This is a genomic window from Massilia sp. CT11-137 (genome assembly GCF_047302885.1).
GTDB lineage: Bacteria > Pseudomonadota > Gammaproteobacteria > Burkholderiales > Burkholderiaceae_D > Telluria > Telluria orientalis.
The window spans coordinates 1-17,842 of the sequence record NZ_JBKYMP010000002.1 but is presented as its reverse complement, the minus strand read 5'-3'; the positions used below and the strand labels follow the sequence as shown (position 1 = coordinate 17,842).

Annotated in this window: 14 protein-coding genes; 5 read left to right on the top strand and 9 right to left on the bottom strand. The window is 66.5% G+C overall.

Annotated features, from left to right (window positions below; genetic code table 11):
* Nucleotides 1-6: 6 nt before the first annotated feature.
* From ACEN98_RS16810 to ACEN98_RS16800, 3 genes are all read right to left on the bottom strand, one after another.
* Nucleotides 7-1,641, bottom strand: a complete 1,635-nt coding sequence (locus tag ACEN98_RS16810) for a tetratricopeptide repeat protein (protein WP_413386019.1) — start codon at nt 1,639-1,641, stop codon at nt 7-9.
* Nucleotides 1,642-1,791: 150 nt separating this feature from the next.
* Nucleotides 1,792-2,814 carry a J domain-containing protein gene (locus ACEN98_RS16805; protein ID WP_413386018.1) on the bottom strand — a complete coding sequence of 341 codons (1,023 nt, stop codon included), beginning with the start codon at nt 2,812-2,814 and terminating at the stop codon, nt 1,792-1,794.
* Nucleotides 2,815-2,956: 142 nt separating this feature from the next.
* A complete protein-coding gene (locus tag ACEN98_RS16800) occupies nt 2,957-4,105 on the bottom strand; it encodes a class I SAM-dependent methyltransferase (RefSeq protein WP_413386017.1) in 1,149 nt (382 codons plus the stop codon).
* Nucleotides 4,106-4,147: 42 nt separating this feature from the next.
* On the opposite strand from ACEN98_RS16800, the gene ACEN98_RS16795 reads away from it, so the two are divergent.
* From ACEN98_RS16795 to ACEN98_RS16780, 4 genes are all read left to right on the top strand, one after another.
* Nucleotides 4,148-4,969, top strand: coding sequence for an SDR family oxidoreductase (locus tag ACEN98_RS16795; protein WP_413386016.1), 822 nt, complete (start codon nt 4,148-4,150; stop codon nt 4,967-4,969).
* Between the two features lie 35 nt (nt 4,970-5,004).
* Nucleotides 5,005-5,403, top strand: coding sequence for a dihydroneopterin aldolase (locus ACEN98_RS16790; RefSeq protein WP_056134732.1), 399 nt, complete (start codon nt 5,005-5,007; stop codon nt 5,401-5,403).
* On the top strand, nt 5,400-6,323 hold the full coding sequence (gene ttcA / locus ACEN98_RS16785) for a tRNA 2-thiocytidine(32) synthetase TtcA (protein WP_413386015.1): 924 nt from the start codon (nt 5,400-5,402) through the stop codon (nt 6,321-6,323). Before ACEN98_RS16790 ends, ttcA begins: the two co-directional genes overlap by 4 nt.
* Nucleotides 6,324-6,386: 63 nt before the next feature.
* A complete protein-coding gene (locus ACEN98_RS16780; protein ID WP_413386014.1) occupies nt 6,387-6,539 on the top strand; it encodes a hypothetical protein in 153 nt (50 codons plus the stop codon).
* A 3-nt stretch (nt 6,540-6,542) separates the two neighbouring features.
* On the opposite strand, the gene ACEN98_RS16775 is transcribed toward ACEN98_RS16780, so the two are convergent.
* The 3 genes from ACEN98_RS16775 to ACEN98_RS16765 all read right to left on the bottom strand — a co-directional run bounded on the left by ACEN98_RS16775 (nt 6,543) and on the right by ACEN98_RS16765 (nt 13,012).
* Nucleotides 6,543-7,331: a glycosyltransferase family 2 protein gene (locus ACEN98_RS16775; protein ID WP_413386013.1), complete on the bottom strand. Its 789-nt coding sequence runs from the start codon at nt 7,329-7,331 to the stop codon at nt 6,543-6,545.
* A gap of 455 nt (nt 7,332-7,786) precedes the next feature.
* The gene (locus tag ACEN98_RS16770; protein ID WP_413386012.1) at nt 7,787-9,364 is read right to left on the bottom strand and encodes a S41 family peptidase; all 1,578 of its coding nucleotides are present in this window, start codon (nt 9,362-9,364) and stop codon (nt 7,787-7,789) included.
* A 99-nt stretch (nt 9,365-9,463) separates the two neighbouring features.
* A complete protein-coding gene (locus tag ACEN98_RS16765) occupies nt 9,464-13,012 on the bottom strand; it encodes an indolepyruvate ferredoxin oxidoreductase family protein (protein ID WP_413386011.1) in 3,549 nt (1,182 codons plus the stop codon).
* A 304-nt stretch (nt 13,013-13,316) separates the two neighbouring features.
* On the opposite strand from ACEN98_RS16765, the gene ACEN98_RS16760 reads away from it, so the two are divergent.
* Entirely contained in the window at nt 13,317-13,817 is a 501-nt protein-coding gene (locus tag ACEN98_RS16760; protein ID WP_036230990.1) for an Lrp/AsnC family transcriptional regulator, read from the top strand.
* Between the two features lie 300 nt (nt 13,818-14,117).
* Here the strand turns inward: ACEN98_RS16760 and axe2C are convergent, their stop codons facing one another.
* Genes axe2C through ACEN98_RS16745 form a run of 3 tightly spaced genes read right to left on the bottom strand, consistent with a single transcriptional unit; the run spans nt 14,118 to nt 17,706 of the window.
* The gene (gene axe2C, locus ACEN98_RS16755; RefSeq protein ID WP_413386010.1) at nt 14,118-15,164 is read right to left on the bottom strand and encodes a bifunctional acetylxylan esterase/glucomannan deacetylase AxeC2; all 1,047 of its coding nucleotides are present in this window, start codon (nt 15,162-15,164) and stop codon (nt 14,118-14,120) included.
* The gene (locus ACEN98_RS16750) at nt 15,164-16,378 is read right to left on the bottom strand and encodes a glycoside hydrolase family 27 protein (RefSeq protein ID WP_413386009.1); all 1,215 of its coding nucleotides are present in this window, start codon (nt 16,376-16,378) and stop codon (nt 15,164-15,166) included. The genes axe2C and ACEN98_RS16750 overlap by 1 nt, the downstream gene beginning before the upstream one ends.
* Complete coding sequence (locus ACEN98_RS16745; protein ID WP_413386008.1) at nt 16,378-17,706, bottom strand: glycoside hydrolase 5 family protein; 1,329 nt, start codon at nt 17,704-17,706, stop codon at nt 16,378-16,380. The genes ACEN98_RS16750 and ACEN98_RS16745 overlap by 1 nt, the downstream gene beginning before the upstream one ends.
* Between the last annotated feature and the right edge of the window lie 136 nt (nt 17,707-17,842).

Sequence of the window (17,842 nt, the reverse complement as noted above, 5' to 3'; positions counted from 1 at the left end):
GATCGCTTAGCCGGCCCTTTTCGGACGCGGACCCTTGTCGTATTTTTTCAGGATCTGCTGGTGCAGCCCGGCCAGCGCCGGCAGCTTCGGGTTGACCGGATCGAGGCGGCGCACGCCGGCGATGTAGCCCAGGGCCTGCTGGCCGAGGCGCTCGTCCCAGCCGTCGTGGTCCAGGCATTTCAGGATCGCCAGCGCGGCGTTGAACACGACCTGCGGATTGTCCGGCAGCTTGGTCGCCGCTTCCTGCATCAGCACGACGGCGCCCTTGTAGTCGCCGCTCTTCGCCTTGGCGGCGCCGGTGGCGACGAGGTCGACGACCTGCTGGCGGCTTTCCATGGCGAGCTTCTGCGCCGTCTCGGCCTGGCCCGCGTTTTCGAACACGGCCATCGCGCGCGCCACCGCGGCGCCGTTCTGCGCATTGCGCATCACGTCGCGCACGATCTCGGCGGCGCCCTCCTCCATGCCGTTCTCGATGCACGTGCGCGCCAGTTCCAGCTTGATCTCCGGGCGCAGATCCGGCGCGTCCTGGCTGGCCGCGAGGGCCGCCGCCAGCGATTCCGCGAGGCGCGCCTCGTTGCCCGTGTATTCGTGCACGAGGCTCGACGCGATCGCGCTGCACAGCGGCGTGTGCTTCTGGAACGCCATCGATTTGTCCAGGTCGCGGATGACGGCCGCGGCCTGCACCGGGTCGCCCTTGCGCACGAGCGTCTGCACGAGGCGCACGTGGTCCTGCGGGTCCTTGAATTCGGAATACTTGGCCTTGCTGACGACCTGCTTGAGGATCTTCTCGGCCGTGTCGTGGTCGCCCGCCTCCAGCGCCGTTTCGCCCAGCTTGCGCAGCCGGCGCACCGCGTGCGGGGAGACGGCCACTGCCTCCGTCAGCACGGCCTGCGCCGCATCGAGCGCGCCGGCCGCCTCGTGGGTGCGCGCGAGCCAGTCGTAGGCGTCGACGAAGTTCTTGTTGGCGTCGACGAGCTCTTCGAGCATCGCGCGCGCTTCGTCGTAGCGCTCGCGCAGGAACAGCGTCTTGGCCAGGCCCAGGCGCGCCCAGGCGATGGCCTTGGTCTCGACGAGCTGGCGGTAGAGCGGCTCCGCTTCGTGCGGCTCGCCGAGGAACATGTGCAGTTCGGCGCGCAGGCGCATGAAGTCGACCAGGTAGCGCGGATGGCGTTCTTCCCCGTCGAGGCAGGCGGCGATCGCCTCGCGCTGGCTGCCCGCCTCCATCAGGTCGTACACGGGCAGCAGCGCATTTCTCCGTTCCAGCCCGCGCGCGATGCGTTCGAGCAGGCGGTCGGCCGTGAACGGTTTCAGGACGTAGTCGGTGGGGCCCAGTTCGGCGGCGCTGACGACCTTGCCGTAATCGCCTTCGGCCGTGACCATGAAGAACATGGTCGACAGCGGCATGAGCTTGTGGTGGCGCACGTCCTCGAGCAGTTGCTGGCCGTCCTGGCCGCCTTCCAGCGCGTATTCGCACAGGATCAGGTCGTACTGCTTCAGGCCGAGGTGCTTGACGGCCTGGTTGGAGCTGCCGACGTGGTCGATCTTGCTCAGGCCGCACATGTTCAGCATGTTGTGGATCGTCGAGCGCATCCCGGCGTGCGGCTCGATGATCAGGGCGTTGAGGCCGTCAAGTTCGTTCATGTCCCGGTTTTCCGTGTGTGCCTGCGATGGGCTGGCGGGCTGCATGGGCCCGTGTGGTCTACCGAGTATATTACGTCCAGGGAACAAAATTCTTGAATTTCACCCCCCATCAAACTGGTGAAATGTCGCGAAAAACCACACTTTCGGTTATCAGGCGCCGGGCTGGCGTGCGGCGGCCTGGCGCAGCGGCGCGCGGTGGCCGGGGGCGCATTCGGGGCGGGCACCGCCGATCATGATGTTTTGGTAACGGACTTCGTACTTGCCGGCCGCGAGTTTATCGATCAGGAACTTGGCGCGGCCCAGCACGTAGGCGTGGCGCACGTTCGAGCGGCGGTCGAGGTCGTAGATCTTGACCAGCACAGGCGACGGATTGTTGCTGTTGTCGACCAATACCTGCATCTCGTCGCCCTGGTTGCCGAGCGGATAACCGTCGATGTAGCCGGACTGCGCGGGCCACGGATCGCCCGTCGGCGCGACCTGGGTCTGCAGGTCGGTATCGCAATCGGGCGCGCGGGCCGGCACGATCAACTGGGTGACGCCGAGGGCCTTGATGTCGGGCGGCACATCGGCCTGCCCGGCGGGACGTGCCCAGCCGTCGGCGCTGGTGTCGCTGCCGAGCGGGTCCGGCGCTGTGTTCGGGGTGGATGCGGAGGCGGATGCCGACGCGGAGGCCGATGCGGATGCGGGCGCCGCAGCCGTGGGCTGGGCTTTGCCGGGCCAGGCCAGCGCGCTCGGTACGCTCGGCAGTATCCTGGGGGGATCGAGCAGGACGATGGCCAGCGCGCCGCCGCCCGCGAAGGAGGCGAGCATGAGGCCCCACCAGCGCGGGTCGCGCAGTACGCGCCAGCGCGACGGCGCCGCGACCTGGCGCGGTTCCCAGTGCCCGTCGCCGCGCGGCTTCTCGCGGCCATCCTCGCCATGGGAGCTTTCCAGCCACTCGACTTCCCACTCTTCCGACGCGATCCACTCGTCGTGTTCCTTGCGGCGCACGGGATCGGACAGGATGTTGTAGGCCGTATTGACGATGGCCATGATGCGGGCGGCGCGCTCGTCGCCCGGATTCTTGTCGGGGTGATATTTCTGACTCAAGGCCTTGTAGGCCGCGCGGATGACTTCCTGCGGTGCGTGGCGCGACACCTTCAGGTTGTCATAATGGGTATGGATCTTGGCCATGGGTCAGGGTCGGGTTGCACAAGGCGCCAGCTGCTTCAATATTAGCCGATTCGTTCTGTAACGGCAGAGGCAAAGGACAGCCTGCCGTACGGGCGGCATTACAGCATAGCCGGGTTTGTATCCACCGCGCAAGATGTCAGTATCACAACTTGTGGCTGCGATCGGCGCGCTCGATGGCGGGGTCGAGGGCGACGCCGCTGCCGACGATGAGCACCTTGAACAATTCCCCCATTTCCGCCGGCGAGACGAGCTTCTGCACGGCCTTCGACTGCGGCAGGTAGCGCAACGCATCTTCCGGGTCCGTCTTCAGCAGCAGTTCGCCGATGCCCGCCGCCAGCAGGAAGGCCGCCTGGCTCATGTAGCCGAGCACGTCCAGCCCGGCACCGTGGGCCGCGAGCGCCATCGCCGTGAAATCGACGTGCGCCGTGATGTCCTGCAGGCCCGGCAGATAAAACGGATCCGGGTGCGCATGGTGGCGGTAATGACACATCAGCGTGCCGCTCGTGCGCTCGTCGAAATAATATTCGTGGGCCGGGAAACCGTAGTCGACCAGGAGCGCGGCGCCTTTCCCCTTCTCGAACATCTGCGCCAGCGAGCGCATGAACCCGCAGGCGACCGGGTGGACTTCGGTCAAATAGCCGTCCTGCAAGGTGTCGGCGTCGGGAATTTGGCGGCCGATCTGGTCGAGCAGCGCCGCGTCGGGCTCTGCGGGCGCAAAGGCGAAGCGGCCGTCTTCCACGGTCACCATCTGGCGCAGCCAGCGGCCGCCGTCGCGCACGACGAGCTCGACCGGCATCGCATCCAGCACTTCGTTGGCGAGCACGACGCCGCGGAACGCCACCGGGAAATCGTGCGTCCAGCGCACCTGCGAGAAATCCTTCAGCGCTTCCTGCTGGCGCGCGCGCAATTCGCCCGACAGTTCGATGATCGTATAACTGTCGACGCGCACGCCCAGTTCGGCCAGCGCCGTCAGGACGTCATGGGCGAGTTTGCCCGTGCCGGCGCCGAATTCGATAATGTCAGGGGCACTTTGGGCCATAATAGCGGCTGCCGCGCGCGCCAGCGTGGCACCGAACAGCGGGCTGATCTCGGGCGACGTGGTGAAATCGCCATCGCGGCCCAGCTTCGCCGCACCGCCGCTGTAATAGCCGAGATTCGGCGCGTACAGCGCCAGTTCCATGAACCGCGAAAACGGGATGGCGCCGCCCTGGTCGGCGATCTCGGCAGCGATCATGCGCTGCAGGGCTTGGGACGCGGCCAGCGCGTCGCTGGAGGGAAGAGGTAAGGACATCCGGCCATTGTAGCGAGAATTGGCAGCGACCCACAAACCACGATGACACAGACAAATTCGACTCCTGACTCAGTTGGCACACCCTCGGACCGCCCGCACGCGGGACGCGCGCGCGTGGCCCTCGTCACGGGCGCCGGCCGGCGCATCGGACGCGCCATCGCGCTAGGCATGGCCGAAGCCGGCTGGGACGTCGCCGTGCACTACCGCCAGTCCGCACAGGATGCCGACGAGGTCGTCGCGGCGATCCGCGCCCTGGGCCGGCGCGCCGTCGCGCTGCATGCGGACCTCGCCGACGAGGCGGCCGTGCGCGCCCTGCCCGGCCAGGCCGCGCACCTGCTGGGTGGACTGGATTGCATCGTCAACAACGCGTCGTTGTTCGAATACGACAGGCCGGACGCCTTTTCTCCGGCCCTGCTGGCCGCCCACATGCAGTGCAACGTGGGCGCGCCGCTGCTGCTCGCGCAGGCATTGCACGCGCTGGTGCCGGACGGCGGCCAGGCCGCCGTGATCAACTTGCTCGACCAGAAACTGTACAATCTCAACCCGGATTTTTTGTCGTACACGCTGTCGAAAGCGGCATTGCAGACGGCCACCACGATGCTGGCCCAGGCGCTGGCACCGGCACTGCGCGTCGTCGGCGTCGCGCCCGGCATCACGCTCGTCTCGGGCGACCAGAGCGCGGACGGCTTCGAGCGCGCGCACAAGGTCACGCCGTTGGGACGCTCGTCCACGCCGCAGGACATCGTCGACGCCGTGTGCTACGCGGCCAATGCGAAGGCGCTGACCGGCACCACCCTGCTCGTCGACGGCGGCCAGCACCTGATGCCGCTGGCGCGCGACGTGATGTTTTTGACTGAAGACTGAATCAACCCCGTCCCCTCTTATTTCGAAGGTTTCCTATGTTGTCCGCCCTGTTCTACCCGCAACTGCGCGATTGCCGCAGGCTGTTCCTGCGCAATTACGAAGTCATGATCAACATCGGTGTCCATGAGTTCGAAAAGAAGGGCGAGCAACGCGTCCTGATCAATGTCGACCTGTACATCCCGCTCGCCCTGTCGACGCCGAAGGACGATCAATTGCACGAAGTGGTCGACTACGACTTCATGCGCGAGACCATCGCCAGGCGCATGGCGCAGGGCCACGTGCACCTGCAGGAAACCCTGTGCGACGACGTCGTGAAGGCGATGCTGGCGCACCCGAACGTGCGCGCGGCGCGCGTGTCGACGATGAAGCCCGACGTGTATCCCGACTGCGAAGGCGTCGGCGTCGAAGTGTTCCAGATCAAGGATGAAGCATGAATGAAGTGACCTTGGCGCGTCCCGAGGCGGACGCGCTTGATAAAAAGGCCGAGAAGCAGGCCTACGAGAACAACAAGCTGCACAAGCGGCTGTGCCGGCTCGTCGGCCAGGCGATCGGCGATTTCAACATGATCGAGGACGGCGACAAGGTCATGGTCTGCCTGTCCGGCGGCAAGGACAGCTATGCGCTGCTGGACATCCTGATGACCTTGCGCGAGCGTGCCCCGATCCACTTCGACATCGTCGCCGTCAACCTCGACCAGAAACAGCCGAACTTCCCGGCCGACGTGCTCCCGGCCTATCTGGAAAAGCTGGGCATCCCGTACCACATCGAGAACCAGGACACGTACAGCATCGTCAAGCGCCTGATCCCGGAAGGCAAGACGACGTGCTCGCTGTGCTCGCGCCTGCGGCGCGGCATCCTGTACCGCGTGGCGGACGAGCTGGGCTGCACGAAGATCGCCCTGGGCCACCACCGCGACGACATCCTCGAGACCTTCTTCCTGAACATGTTCTTCGGCGCGAAGATCAAGGGCATGCCGGCCAAGCTCGTCTCGGACGACGGCAAGCACGTCGTGATCCGCCCGCTGGCCTATGTGAAGGAAGCGGACACCGAACGCTATGCGGAAGTGAAGGCGTTCCCGATCATCCCGTGCGACCTGTGCGGCTCGCAGGAAAACCTGCAGAGAAAACAGATCAAGGCGATGTTGCGCGACTGGGAGAAGAAATATCCGGGCCGTGTGGAAAACATCTTCTCGTCGCTGTCGACCGTCGTGCCGTCGCACCTGATGGACCGCGAGATGTTCGGCTTCACGGACCTGAAGGCGGACGGCGTGGCGAATCCGGCCGGCGACATCGCGTTCGACGAGGAACCGTGCTCGACGCCGGCGACGGGGACCATTCCGCTGCAGCCGCTGTAATACTGCACGCCGGCGTCGGAAGGCCTGGACGAGCGCGCGGCCGAAGGCTCGGGCCTGATCTGCGTGGCCATCGTCGGCGGTGCCATCGTGCCCTTGATCACGGGCTACGCCGCCGACGCCGCCGGCCTGCGCCTCGCACTGGCCGTGCCCGCGCTGTGCTACCTGCTGATCCTCGCGTTCGGCTGGTACGCGCGCCGGCCGCTGCAGCACGGCTGAGCGTCAACCCGCGACATCGGTGCCCGCCGGGCTCGCGCCGTCCGGCTGCCTGCGCGCCTGGCCGAGCTGGCGCAGCGCGCGGGCGTTGATGCGGTCGCGCTCGGTATCGCGCAGCCAGCCCCACTTGTCGAAGTAGCGCCACGCCGACACGCACCGCCACCAGAGCGCAGCCGACCGCCTGCGCCAGCCGCGCGCGCTTGCCTGGGCCGGGTCGCGCGCAGGGTGACGCAACACCGTGACATGCGGCACGAACACGGTGCGCGCGATGCATGCGGTGCGGCGCGCCAGGTCGACGGTGTCGAACCGCTGCAGGAAGCGTTCGTCGAACATGCCGGCGCGCAGCACGGTCTCGACGCGCATCAGCAGGCAGCAGCCCGGCGGCACCGGCACCTCCATCACCCGGCTGTAGCCGCCCGCGTGCAGCTGGTAGCGCGCCAGCCTGCCGCTGGAGCGGCGCAGCAGCGGAAAGCAGCGTCCCAGCAGCAGTTCCAGCGGCCCCGGCAGCAGGCTGCACAGCGGCTGCAGGCGCCCGTCCACATCCTGCACCCGCGGCGCCAGCAGGCCCACGTCGGGATGCTGCTCCATATAGGCGACCATCCGGGCCACCGCGTCGAGCGGCAAGCCGATGTCGGGTGCAAGCAGCAGGTGATAGACACTGCCCGCCGCCGCGGCCTCACGCAGGATGCGGTTATGGGCGCGCGCCTGGCGGGGCCAGTCCCGTTGCGGGCGGTAGTGCGCCCCGTAGCGTCCGGCCAGCGCGGCCAGCGCAGGCTGTTGATCATCGTCGACCACGTAGATCCGCAGGTGCGGACAGGCCGTCGTGAGGCTGAGCAGCAGATGTTCGATCCGGTCCGGTGCCGCCCCGCCGCAGACGAGGCAGCAGCTGGCCCGGACGACCGTGGCGCCCATGCTCAGCCCCCGCCGCGCGCGCGCGTTCGCCGGGCGCGCGGTGCATGCGCGGCACGCCGGTTAGTTGCAAAACTGAATTCCTTGTCCATGGCGCCCTCCAGCGAACGAAACACATGGGTTCAGAGTGGCGCCGTGCGCGACGGTTGCAGCGGAATCGGCGGCGCTTGCGCAGGATCAGACTGCAAGCATCTGCCGCCGACAAATGGATATGAAAGAGGTCGAACGGTTACAGCGCCATGGGCACCCCGTGCCCACGCGTCGCGCCAACATGATGCGTACGTCACGCGTGGGCACAGGAGTGCCCGCCCTACGATCCTGTCATTGATGAGTCAAGGTGTTTAGCGTGTGCGCGGCGGATAAATCGCGATCTCCTTCAACTGCGACCGCGCGATGTGCATCGGCACGCGACGCGCCCGCGCCGTCGACGCCGCCGGGCAGGCATTGGTGGCGCGGTACGCGAGCGCGGCGGCCAGCATGCCCTCGGCGGGATCGCCCAGCGCGTGCGCCATGTCGTCGGACACGGCGCAGGTCGGCGCAAAGCCGTCGGCGAAATCGCCGAAGCCCTTCGCGTTCACGCCCTGGAACTGGATCGTGAAATACGTCGTGCCGCAGTTGTCCGCCGGCAGGAAGCCGTAGGGCTTGCCGCAGGTCGTGGCGCCGATGATATCGACCTGGACGTCCACCCCGCGCAGGCCGTTGATGACGGCTTCGCTGGCCGAGCACGTGTCGGACGTCGTCAGCACGGTCACGCGCTTCAGGCCCAGGTAGGGCAACGCCATATTGCGCGGCGCGGAAAAGCCGTAGGCCGTGTTGCGGAACGGGATCGGGGCATCGGGCGCCGTCTTGTCGTTGTACAGCGCGCGCTCGAACGTCTTCCCGGCCGTGGCCGGTCCCGCGATCATGTACGCCAGTTCGCTGGCGACGTACAGCAAGCCGCCGCCGTTGTAGCGCATGTCGAGCACGAGGTCCGCCGCGCCCTGGTTCTTCAGGCTCGTGAACGCATTCACGAGCTGCAGTTCGGAGACGGCATTGTGGTCCTCGAAGCTCAGGTAGCCCACCTTGCCGCTCGGCGTGTCGATCACTTTCACGTTTTTCACGGGCGTCGTCGTGACGACGGCGGACGTCAGCGCGATGTCCATCGTGGTGTCGCCGCGGCGTATCGTGAGCGTGTGGCGCTCGCCCGCGGTGTCCGGCGACAGGCCCTCGTTCAGCCGTTCGATCTGCGCCTCGTCGGCGGTGTTGATGAAGTCGATGCCGTCGACGGCCGTCAGCAGGTCGCCCCGCTGGATGCCGGCGGCGGCCGCGGGCGACCCCGGCTCGATGATCGCCGCGATCCACGTGCGCGGTGCCGTCGTGGAGTTGACGGACCACGTCAGGCCATAGCCCGTATCCTGGCTCGCATTGGTCAGCGCATCCCATTCCGCCGTCGTGTAGGTGAAGTGGAAACGGTCCTTGTCCTTGCCCGACGCGGTCAGCGCGGGCGTCTTGAGCGCTGCGAAATAGTCGAGCGTGTTCGTGTAGTCGGCCATGCGGACCGTCGACGGGATCTCGCTGTACCAGAGATAAGTCGCGTCGGTCCAGCCGCGCAGGAATTTCATCTCGTCCTGCAGCGTGCCCTGGCGGTCCGGGAACGCATGGCCCTCGGCGTCGACGCCCGTGCGTGGCGCGGCGCACAGGTCTTGGTAACTGATGTAGTCGGACGGGATCGGGTCCGGGGTCACGGCCGGTGGCGTGGGCGTCGTGGTCGGCGGCGTGGTCGTCCCGGTGCCGGGATTGCCGGCGACGGGCGTCGAGGCGCCGATGCCTGGACTTCCCCCGCCGCCGCCACAGCCGGACAGCGTGACGAGCGTGGCAAAAGCGCAAGCGAACAGACGGGAAAAACGGGTCGGCGAAGCAGCGGTAGAAAGCGATTTCATGCGTCCGATTATAGACCCGGCCGCTACGCGCAAATACATCCAACTGTAACAACGCCGCCTGCCGAATCCGGCAGGCGGCGTCGTGTCAAAAGAACAGCATCAGGCGGCGCGGGTGACGGTGCCGCCCGCGTGGAAGGCAGATACCAGTTCCGCTTCCTTGCGCTTGGCTACCTTGAGGTTGCGCTCCTTGACGTGGCCGAAGCCGCGGATGTCCTCCGGGATACTCGCGATGGCCACGGCCTGCGCCAGGTTGTCGGCCGTCAGCCTGGGCAGCAGGCCCTCGATGGTGGCGCGGTATTCGCCGATCAATGCGCGTTCCATCCGGCGCTCGGCCGTGTGGCCGAACGGATCGAATGCGGTGCCACGCAAACCCTTCAGCTTCGCCAGCACGCCGAACGCCTTCATCATCCACGGGCCGAATTCCTGTTTTACCAGGTGGCCGTCCTTGTCCTTCTTCGCGAACAGCGGCGGCGCCAGGTGGAATTTCAGTGTGACGTCGCCTTCGAACATGCCGTCGATCCTGGCCATGAACGCGGGATCCGTGTACAGGCGCGCGACTTCGTACTCGTCCTTGTACGCCATCAGCTTGTGCAGGTAGCGCGCGACGGCTTCCGTCAGGCGCGTGCCCTTGCCCAGCTTTTCCTCGGCGGCGCGGACGCGGTCGACGAAGGCCTTGTACTGCGCCGCATAGTCGGCATTCTGGTACGCGGTCAAGAGTTCGACGCGGCGCTTGACGAGCTCGTCGAGCGTCTGCGCGCGCTTGAACTCGATCACCTTCGCGGGCGCGACGAGCTTCTGCACGGACGGCAGGTCATGCGCCGCCGTGCGGCCCCAGTTGAAGGCGGCCTTGTTGAAGGCGACCGACACGCCGTTCAACTCGATCGCCTTCACGATCGACGCTTCCTGCAGCGGCACGTGGCCCTTCTGGAACGCGTAGCCCAGCATGAACATGTTGGTGGCGATGGCGTCGCCCATCAAGGTCGTCGCGATGTGGCCGGCGTCGATGAAGTCGACGTTGCCTTCGCCGCAAGCCTGCACGATGGCGCCGCGCGAACCTTCGGCCGGGAATTGCCAGTCCGGGTTCTTGATGAACGCGGCGGTCGTGGCGCCGGTGCCGTTGACGGCGGCCCACGTGCGGCCTTCGCCCATGCGCGACAGCGCGTCGCGGCTGGCCGTCACGATCTGGTCGCAGCCTATCACGAGGTCCGCGTTACCGGTGCCGACGCGCGTCGAGTACAAATCGCCCTGGCGGTCCGCCAGGCGCACGTGCGACATCACCGGACCGCCCTTCTGCGCGAGGCCGCTCATGTCCAGCACGAGGGCACCCTTGCCTTCGACGTGGGCGGCCACCGCGAGGATCTGGCCGACCGTCACGACACCCGTGCCGCCGACGCCGGTGACGAGGATGCCGAACGGGTTCGTCGTCGCAGGAATCTTCGGCATCGGCAGCGACGGCGGCGCCGCTTCGGCAGCGGTCTTCTTCGGCTTTTTGAGTCCGCCGCCTTCGACCGTGACGAAGCTCGGGCAGAACCCGGTGACGCACGAGAAATCCTTGTTGCACGACGATTGGTTGATCTGGCGCTTGCGGCCCAGTTCCGTCTCCAGCGGTTCGACGGACAGGCAGTTCGACTGCTTCGAGCAGTCGCCGCAGCCTTCGCACACGGCTTCGTTGATCACCGCGCGCTTGGCCGGGTCCGGGTAGGTGCCTTTCTTGCGGCGGCGGCGCTTTTCCGACGCGCAGGTCTGGTCGTAGATCATGGCCGACACGCCCGGCATCTCGCGCAGTTCGCGCTGCACGTCCATCAGTTCCGCACGGTGGCGCACGGTGACGCCTTCGGCCCACGGATAATCGTCCGGGTATTTGTCCGGTTCGTCGGTGACGACGATGATCGGCGTCACGCCTTCGGCCGCGAGCTGGCGGCTGATCCTGGCCGGGTCGAGCGGACCGTCGACGACCTGGCCGCCCGTCATCGCGACGGCGTCGTTGTAGAGAATCTTGTACGTGATGTTGACCTTGGCCGCGACCGAGGCGCGGATCGCCAGCACGCCCGAGTGGAAATAGGTGCCGTCGCCGAGGTTCGCGAACACGTGCTTCTCGCCCGTGAACGGGGCCTGGCCGATCCACGTGACGCCTTCGCCGCCCATGTGCGTGAACGTGGACGTCTCGCGGTCCATCCACAGCACCATGTAGTGGCAGCCGATGCCCGCCATCGCGCGCGAGCCTTCCGGCACCTTCGTCGAGCTGTTGTGCGGGCAGCCGGAGCAGAAGTACGGGATGCGGTCCGTTTCCGGGTTCGCCTTCGGGATGTTCTTGAGGATCAGTTCCTTCGCTTCGAGGAAGGCGATGCGTTCCTTTACGCGCTCCGCGACCGGATGGCCGGCGCAGTAGTGCGAGATGCGCGACGCGATCGCGCGCGCGACCTGGGCCGGATTCAGCTCGTAGTTCGCCGACAGCAGCCAGTCGCCCTGGCCGGAGCGGTTCTTGACGCTCCACTCGCCGGCGTCGTCGAACTTGCCGACGACGCGCGGACGCTCGCCGTCCGGCAGGTTGTACAGCTCTTCCTTCAGCGCGTATTCCAGCACCTGCCGCTTTTCCTCGACGACGAGGATCTCGTCCAGGCCGCGCGCGAATTCGTGCACGCCGACCGAGTCCAGCGGCCACGTCATGCCGACTTTATACACGCGCAGGCCGATGTCGCGCGCGGCCTGCTCGTCGATGCCGAGATCCGCCAGCGCCTGGCGCGTGTCGAGGTAGCTTTTGCCCGCGGTGATGATGCCGATCCTGGGCTGGGGGCTGTCCCAGATGATCTGGTTGAGTTTATTGGCTCGCGCATAGGCCAGCGCGGCATACCACTTGTAGTGGTTCATGCGCACTTCCTGGTCCAGCACGGCGTCCGGCCAGCGGATGTTCAGGCCGCCCGGCGGCATCTCGAAGTCGGTCGGCAGGATGGTTTGCACGCGGTCCGGGTCGAGGTCGACGACGGCACCCGATTCGATGATGTCGGTCACGCATTTCATCGATACCCACAGCCCGCTGTAGCGGCTCATCGCCCACGCATGCAGGCCGTAGTCGATGTATTCCTGCACGGACGACGGGTACAGCACGGGGATGCCGCAGTGATGCAGGATGTGGTCGGACTGGTGCGCCGTGGACGACGATTTCGCCGCGTGGTCGTCGCCCGCCAGCACGAGCACGCCGCCGTTCTTCGCGGAGCCCGCGTTGTTGCCGTGTTTAAAGACGTCGCCGCAGCGGTCCACGCCCGGGCCCTTGCCGTACCACATGGCGAACACGCCGTCGTACTTCGCATCCTTGAACAGATTGGTCTGCTGCGTGCCCCAGACGGCGGTGGCCGCGAGGTCTTCGTTCATGCCGGGGTGGAATTGGACGTGGTGCGATTCCAGGTGTTTCTTCGCCTTCCACGCGGTCTGGTCGACCTGGGTGACGGGCGAGCCCCGGTAGCCGGTGATATAGCCCGCCGTGTTCAGGCCGGCCTTCAGGTCGCGTTCGCGCTGCAGCATCGGCAGACGGATCAGCGCCTGGGTGCCGGTCATGAAGGCGCGGCCGCGCTCGAGCGTCCATTTGTCGTCGAGCGTGATCTCGTGCGGGGATAGCGGTTCCAGCTGGCTGCGGTCCAGGGGGGCGTTCATGCGTGTCTCCAACGTTTGTTTTATATGTCGCTGCAGCGTAGGGTGGGCACCCTGTGCCCACGCGTGACGTTTGCGTCATGCCGGCGTTCGCGTGGGCACAGTGACGTTTGCGTCATGCCGGCGTTCGCGTGGGCACAGGGGTGCCCACCCTACATGGTTGTCGTGCGCGCGGCGTCAAATAACGGCCCCGCGTCGTGTCGGGCCAGTATAGACCCGCACCCCCAGCATTAAATTTCAATGAATTCCCCCCGCCGGACGATTTGCGCAATAAAATTGCGACGTACGCGAGTCCCGTGGAGAATTCATGTCAAAAATCGAGCTGGATAAAACCGATCGCAAAATCCTGGCAATCCTGCAGTCGGATGGCCGCCTGTCGAACCAGGACGTGGCCGAGCGCGTCAGCCTGTCGCCGTCGCCCTGCCTGCGGCGCATCAAGCGGCTGGAAGAGGCCGGCGTCATCCGGCAATATGTCGCCCTGCTCGATCCCGACAAGCTGGGCCTGGGCCTGTTGGCCTATGTGAATGTCCGCCTGGAAAAGCACAGCGAAGGCGCGGCGAACGCGCGCGTGCCGGCCACGTCGCCGCGCTTCGAATTCGCCCAGGCCGTGTCGACCTGGCCGGAAGTGGTGGCCTGCTATGCGATGACGGGGGAGATGGATTTCCTGCTGCGCGTGCACGTGGAAGACATGGACCACTTCTCGCGCTTCATGATGAGCACCTTGCTGCGCCACCCGGCCGTGCTGGACGTCAAGTCGAGCTTCGCCCTGCAGCGCATCAAGGAAACGACGGCGCTGCCCATCGTTTGACGGGCCTGCTCGTGCCCACGCGCGACGCCAACGCACCGCGAGCGTCACGCGTGGGCGGAGGCCGCCCACCCAACGGGTGCTTCGGGCATAACGTCGGCAAGCCTTCTGTTTAGTAATAAGCGCGAAACTCGAGGCTTCCTGCGCCGACGCGTTTGACCCTGCCGCACGTCGTCGGTAATCTCGATCTGGTCTCGGCCCGGCCGTCGCTTCAGGGGCGGCCGGTTCGTCTCCAGCCGGTGTGGTCCGGCTCTCTTTCCGATGCACCGGGTGTTGTCCCGGTCCGTCGGATTTTTTTTGGGCCTACCAGCCGGCGATGCGCCGCAGTTGCGGCAGGATCTCCGCCGCCATGGCCGCATGCTGGGCCGTCGTCGGGTGGCCATTGACGGCGTCACCGGGCTGGTACGCCACCGGTGCGAGCAGGTGCACGCGCCTGTCGCCCACGCGGCCCATCGCTTCCTTCAGATAGCCGATCAGCGCCGCCTTCTTGTCGCCATTCAGCAGCACGCCTTCCGTCAGCGCGATCTGGGCGTGCGGATGGTCGCGCAGCACGCGGCGCAACAAGGCCGCGTACGTATCGACATACGCCGCGCGCTCCGGAATGCCGGGATTGAAGTCATTGGTGCCGATCGCGATGACGATCAGGTCCGGAGCGTAATCGGCCTGGTTCCATCGCACCGGATGCGCGGCATCGGCGATGGCGAGGTCGTAGAACGCCGGCAGCTGGAACTCGTCGGTCCGGTCGTTCCAGCTGCGCACGAGACCCCGGCCGCCATAGCAGACCAGCTGCACCTGCGCGTCGAGCGCACGCGCGGCCAGCATGCCGTAGGACAGGCGTGGATTCCACCAACCGGGCGTGTCCTTGTCGCCGGCGCCCCGCTCCATGTCGGCGCCGCACGTGACGGAATCGCCCAGCACGAGCAGGCGCCGCCTGGGCAGCGTGGGGGCGGCCAGGAACCGGCCATCGGCCGTGAAACGCGCGATGGACACCACGCCCAGCCAAGTCTCGCTGCGGTGCACGAGTTCGACGCGATGCGAGCCGGGCGCCGCGCCCTTGAAGACGTCATAGGACTGCACCTGCGGCGCCAGATGCAACGTGCCGGCGGGTTTACCGTCCACGATGACGTCGACGAGGCTGCTGGCAGTGCCCGCCGCATCGACGGCAAGCCGGGTGCCGTCGACGACCAGGGACAACGTCACGCCGGGATAGCCGAAGCGCACGGTGCCATCGGCTTCCGCCACCGTGCGGCCCATGCGCGCGACATGCGTATCGGCGGCGGGTATCGTCTGCCCGGCGGCCGCCGCAGCCGCGCACACAGCCAGCAGCGCGGCAACCAGCGGCCGGCGCATCAGGCCCCCTTCTTCAGGCGCAGCAGCAGCACGCCGTGCGACGGCACGGTCGCGTCGAGACGCTTGCTCGTGTCGCCCGTCTTGCCGGTCCACGCATCCGTCCAGTGCCAGGTCGCCTTCTTGAAGTCGACTTCGCGCTTGGACAGGTCGTCGGCGATGGCGTTCTGCTTCCAGTCATAGTGCAGCGGCAGCGCGGACTCGCCGCGGTTCAGCACCATGAACGCCCACTCGTCGTTGGCAAGCGGCTTGGCCCACAGTTCGACGGGACCCTGCTTCCAGAAGCGCAGCGCCGGCACGCCCAGCGGGTCCTGGTTGAGGGCGATGACTTCGCGGCGGCCGATGATCTTCTTGACCGAGTCCGGCATCGAACGCAGGTCGTTGCCGAGGATGAGCGGCGAATTCATCATGGCCCAGATCGAGAAGTGCGCGCGGTCCTCGTCTTCCGTCATGCCCATGCCGACTTCCAGCATGTCCATGTCGTTCCAGTGGCCCGGCCCCGCGTGCTTGCGCAGGCCCGCCTGCATGTCGAGGATGCGCATCACGCCCCATGCGGACCACGAGCCGGCGCTCTTTTCGCAATCCCAGCACGGATAGATGTCGCCCGTCGTGCGCCACGAGTGGCCGACGTCGGCCGCCCATTCCCACGGCTTGTTGTCGCCCCATTCGCAGATGCTGAAGAGAATCGGGCGGTTGGCCGCGCGGATCGCGTCGCGCATCGTCGTGTAGGCGCCGACCGCGTTCAGGCCCTTGGTCTCGCACCAGTCGTATTTCAGGTAGTCGATGCCCCAGGCGGCATACGTCTTCGCATCCTGGTATTCGTGGCCGCGGCTGCCGGGACGGCCGCCGCACGTCTTGTCGCCGGCGTCCGAGTAGATGCCCAGCTTCAGGCCACGCGCATGCACGTAGTCGGACAGCGCCTTCATCCCGGATGGGAAGCGCTGCGGGTCCGCCTGGATGTCGCCGTGCGCGTCGCGCGCGCCGTGCCAGCAGTCGTCGATGTTGATGTACTGGTAGCCGGCATCCTTCAGGCCCAGCTTGACCATGGCATCGGCGGTCTCGCGGATCAGTTTTTCGTCGATGTCGCAGGCGAATTTATTCCAGCTGTTCCAGCCCATCTGCGGGGTGGCCGCGAGGCCGTCGAATTTCTGCGCCCAGGCCGCGGCCGGGGACGCCGCGATGGTGGCGGCAAGGATCAGGGAGGCACTACGTTTCACTATTTTGCTCCAATCGTCTTCAGGCGTTTATCGTGCTCCGCGATCAACTTGAGCGAGCTGGCATCGCTGTCGAACACGGAATAAAGGCCCTGCTCTTCCTGCGGCGGATCGCCGACGAAATCGTTACCCGGCTTCCACCAGTAATCCGCATTGGCCGCACGCCCCGCACCGCCCCACGCCCAGAAGTTCCAGCCGGCGACCGGATCGCCCGCTGCCGCGCGCTTCTCCAGCGTCGTGAAGACTGCGTCATAGAAGCGGTCGCGCACCTTGGTCGACGCCTTGATGTCGAACGAGCCGCCGTCGCGGTTCAGGCCGAACTCCTCCAGCACGATCGGCTTGCCGAGCTTCTTCGCGTAGTCGACATGCACGTTCAGGTAGTGGCTGGCCTTCTCCATCATGCCGTCCCACGTGGCGTCGGGCTTCTTCGGATCGAACCAGCCCCAGTTCGTCGGCCACAGGTGGTACGTCAGGTAGGCGATGTCCGGCGTGCGGTGCGCGTCCAGGTACAGCTGCGCATCCTGCGCGGAGCCGGCCAGGCCCTCGCTGCCCGTGCTGACCATGTGGCGGCCATCGAGCGAGCGGATGTAGTGGGCGGTCTCGGCGATCCACTTCACGTACGTCGCCTTTTCGCGCGGCGTCGACTTGCTGTTGCCGGGGCGCGGCTCGTTCGCGAGCTGCCACGACAGGATCGTCGGGTCGTCGCGGTAAGCCTTCTTCGTCACCGTGTTCGTGCGCTGGACGATCTTCGCGATCACGTTGCGGTATTCGGCCTGGGCGCGGGCGTTCGTGTAGAACGTCGCGTTTTCGGCCATGTAGCGTTCGTAGTCCTTGCTCACGTTGGGATCGTGCGCGGGCGAGCCGGTGAACCAGTTCAAGTACTGGGTCATCCCGCCGGACCACTGCCAGAAATTATTCAGGTAGAGCACGGCCGTCATGTCACGCTTTGCCAGTTCGGCCATCATGAAGTCGAGGCCTTGCAGCAGCTGCTCGTCGTACTGCCCGGGCGCGCTCGTCGTGGCGGGGCTGACGGCGCTTTTCATTGCCGTCTTCTCCGACACGGCCAGCACGCGCACGTTGTTGATGCCGAGCGCCTTCATGCGGTCCAGCTCCTTGACGAGGCGGGCCCGCTGGCCCACGCCCGCCGGCGCGCCGAGGTAGCCGCCATACCAGAAGTTCGCACCGGCGATCATGTAGCGCTGGCCGTTGCGTTCGAAATGGCTGTCCTTGACGGCCACGAAGCCGCTGTTGTCTGCCGCTTGTGCCGCTTGGGTCGCACCCGCCATCAGCAGGGTGGCGGCCAAAGCGATGTTGCCGAACTTGCGTTGCATGGTCGTAGTCTCCTCGCGCTCCTTGGGGAACGTCATTGTGTGGGATCATGCGCCGCCCACCGGGCGGTGGGCGGCAGGGGGGTGATGCTTACTTGCGCTGGCGGCCGCGCACGTCCAGCGTGGACGCCGGCAGGTC

Excerpts from the sequence above, each read along its gene's own strand:
- ACEN98_RS16810 (WP_413386019.1), bottom strand. The coding sequence starts at position 1,641 with ATGAACGAACTTGACGGCCTCAACGCCCTGATCATCGAGCCGCACGCC.
- ACEN98_RS16805 (WP_413386018.1), bottom strand. The coding sequence starts at position 2,814 with ATGGCCAAGATCCATACCCATTATGACAACCTGAAGGTGTCGCGCCAC.
- ACEN98_RS16800 (WP_413386017.1), bottom strand. The coding sequence starts at position 4,105 with ATGTCCTTACCTCTTCCCTCCAGCGACGCGCTGGCCGCGTCCCAAGCC.
- ACEN98_RS16795 (WP_413386016.1), top strand. The coding sequence starts at position 4,148 with ATGACACAGACAAATTCGACTCCTGACTCAGTTGGCACACCCTCGGAC.
- ACEN98_RS16790 (WP_056134732.1), top strand. The coding sequence starts at position 5,005 with ATGTTGTCCGCCCTGTTCTACCCGCAACTGCGCGATTGCCGCAGGCTG.
- ttcA (WP_413386015.1), top strand. The coding sequence starts at position 5,400 with ATGAATGAAGTGACCTTGGCGCGTCCCGAGGCGGACGCGCTTGATAAA.
- ACEN98_RS16770 (WP_413386012.1), bottom strand. The coding sequence starts at position 9,364 with ATGAAATCGCTTTCTACCGCTGCTTCGCCGACCCGTTTTTCCCGTCTG.
- ACEN98_RS16765 (WP_413386011.1), bottom strand. The coding sequence starts at position 13,012 with ATGAACGCCCCCCTGGACCGCAGCCAGCTGGAACCGCTATCCCCGCAC.
- ACEN98_RS16760 (WP_036230990.1), top strand. The coding sequence starts at position 13,317 with ATGTCAAAAATCGAGCTGGATAAAACCGATCGCAAAATCCTGGCAATC.
- axe2C (WP_413386010.1), bottom strand. The coding sequence starts at position 15,164 with ATGCGCCGGCCGCTGGTTGCCGCGCTGCTGGCTGTGTGCGCGGCTGCG.
- ACEN98_RS16745 (WP_413386008.1), bottom strand. The coding sequence starts at position 17,706 with ATGCAACGCAAGTTCGGCAACATCGCTTTGGCCGCCACCCTGCTGATG.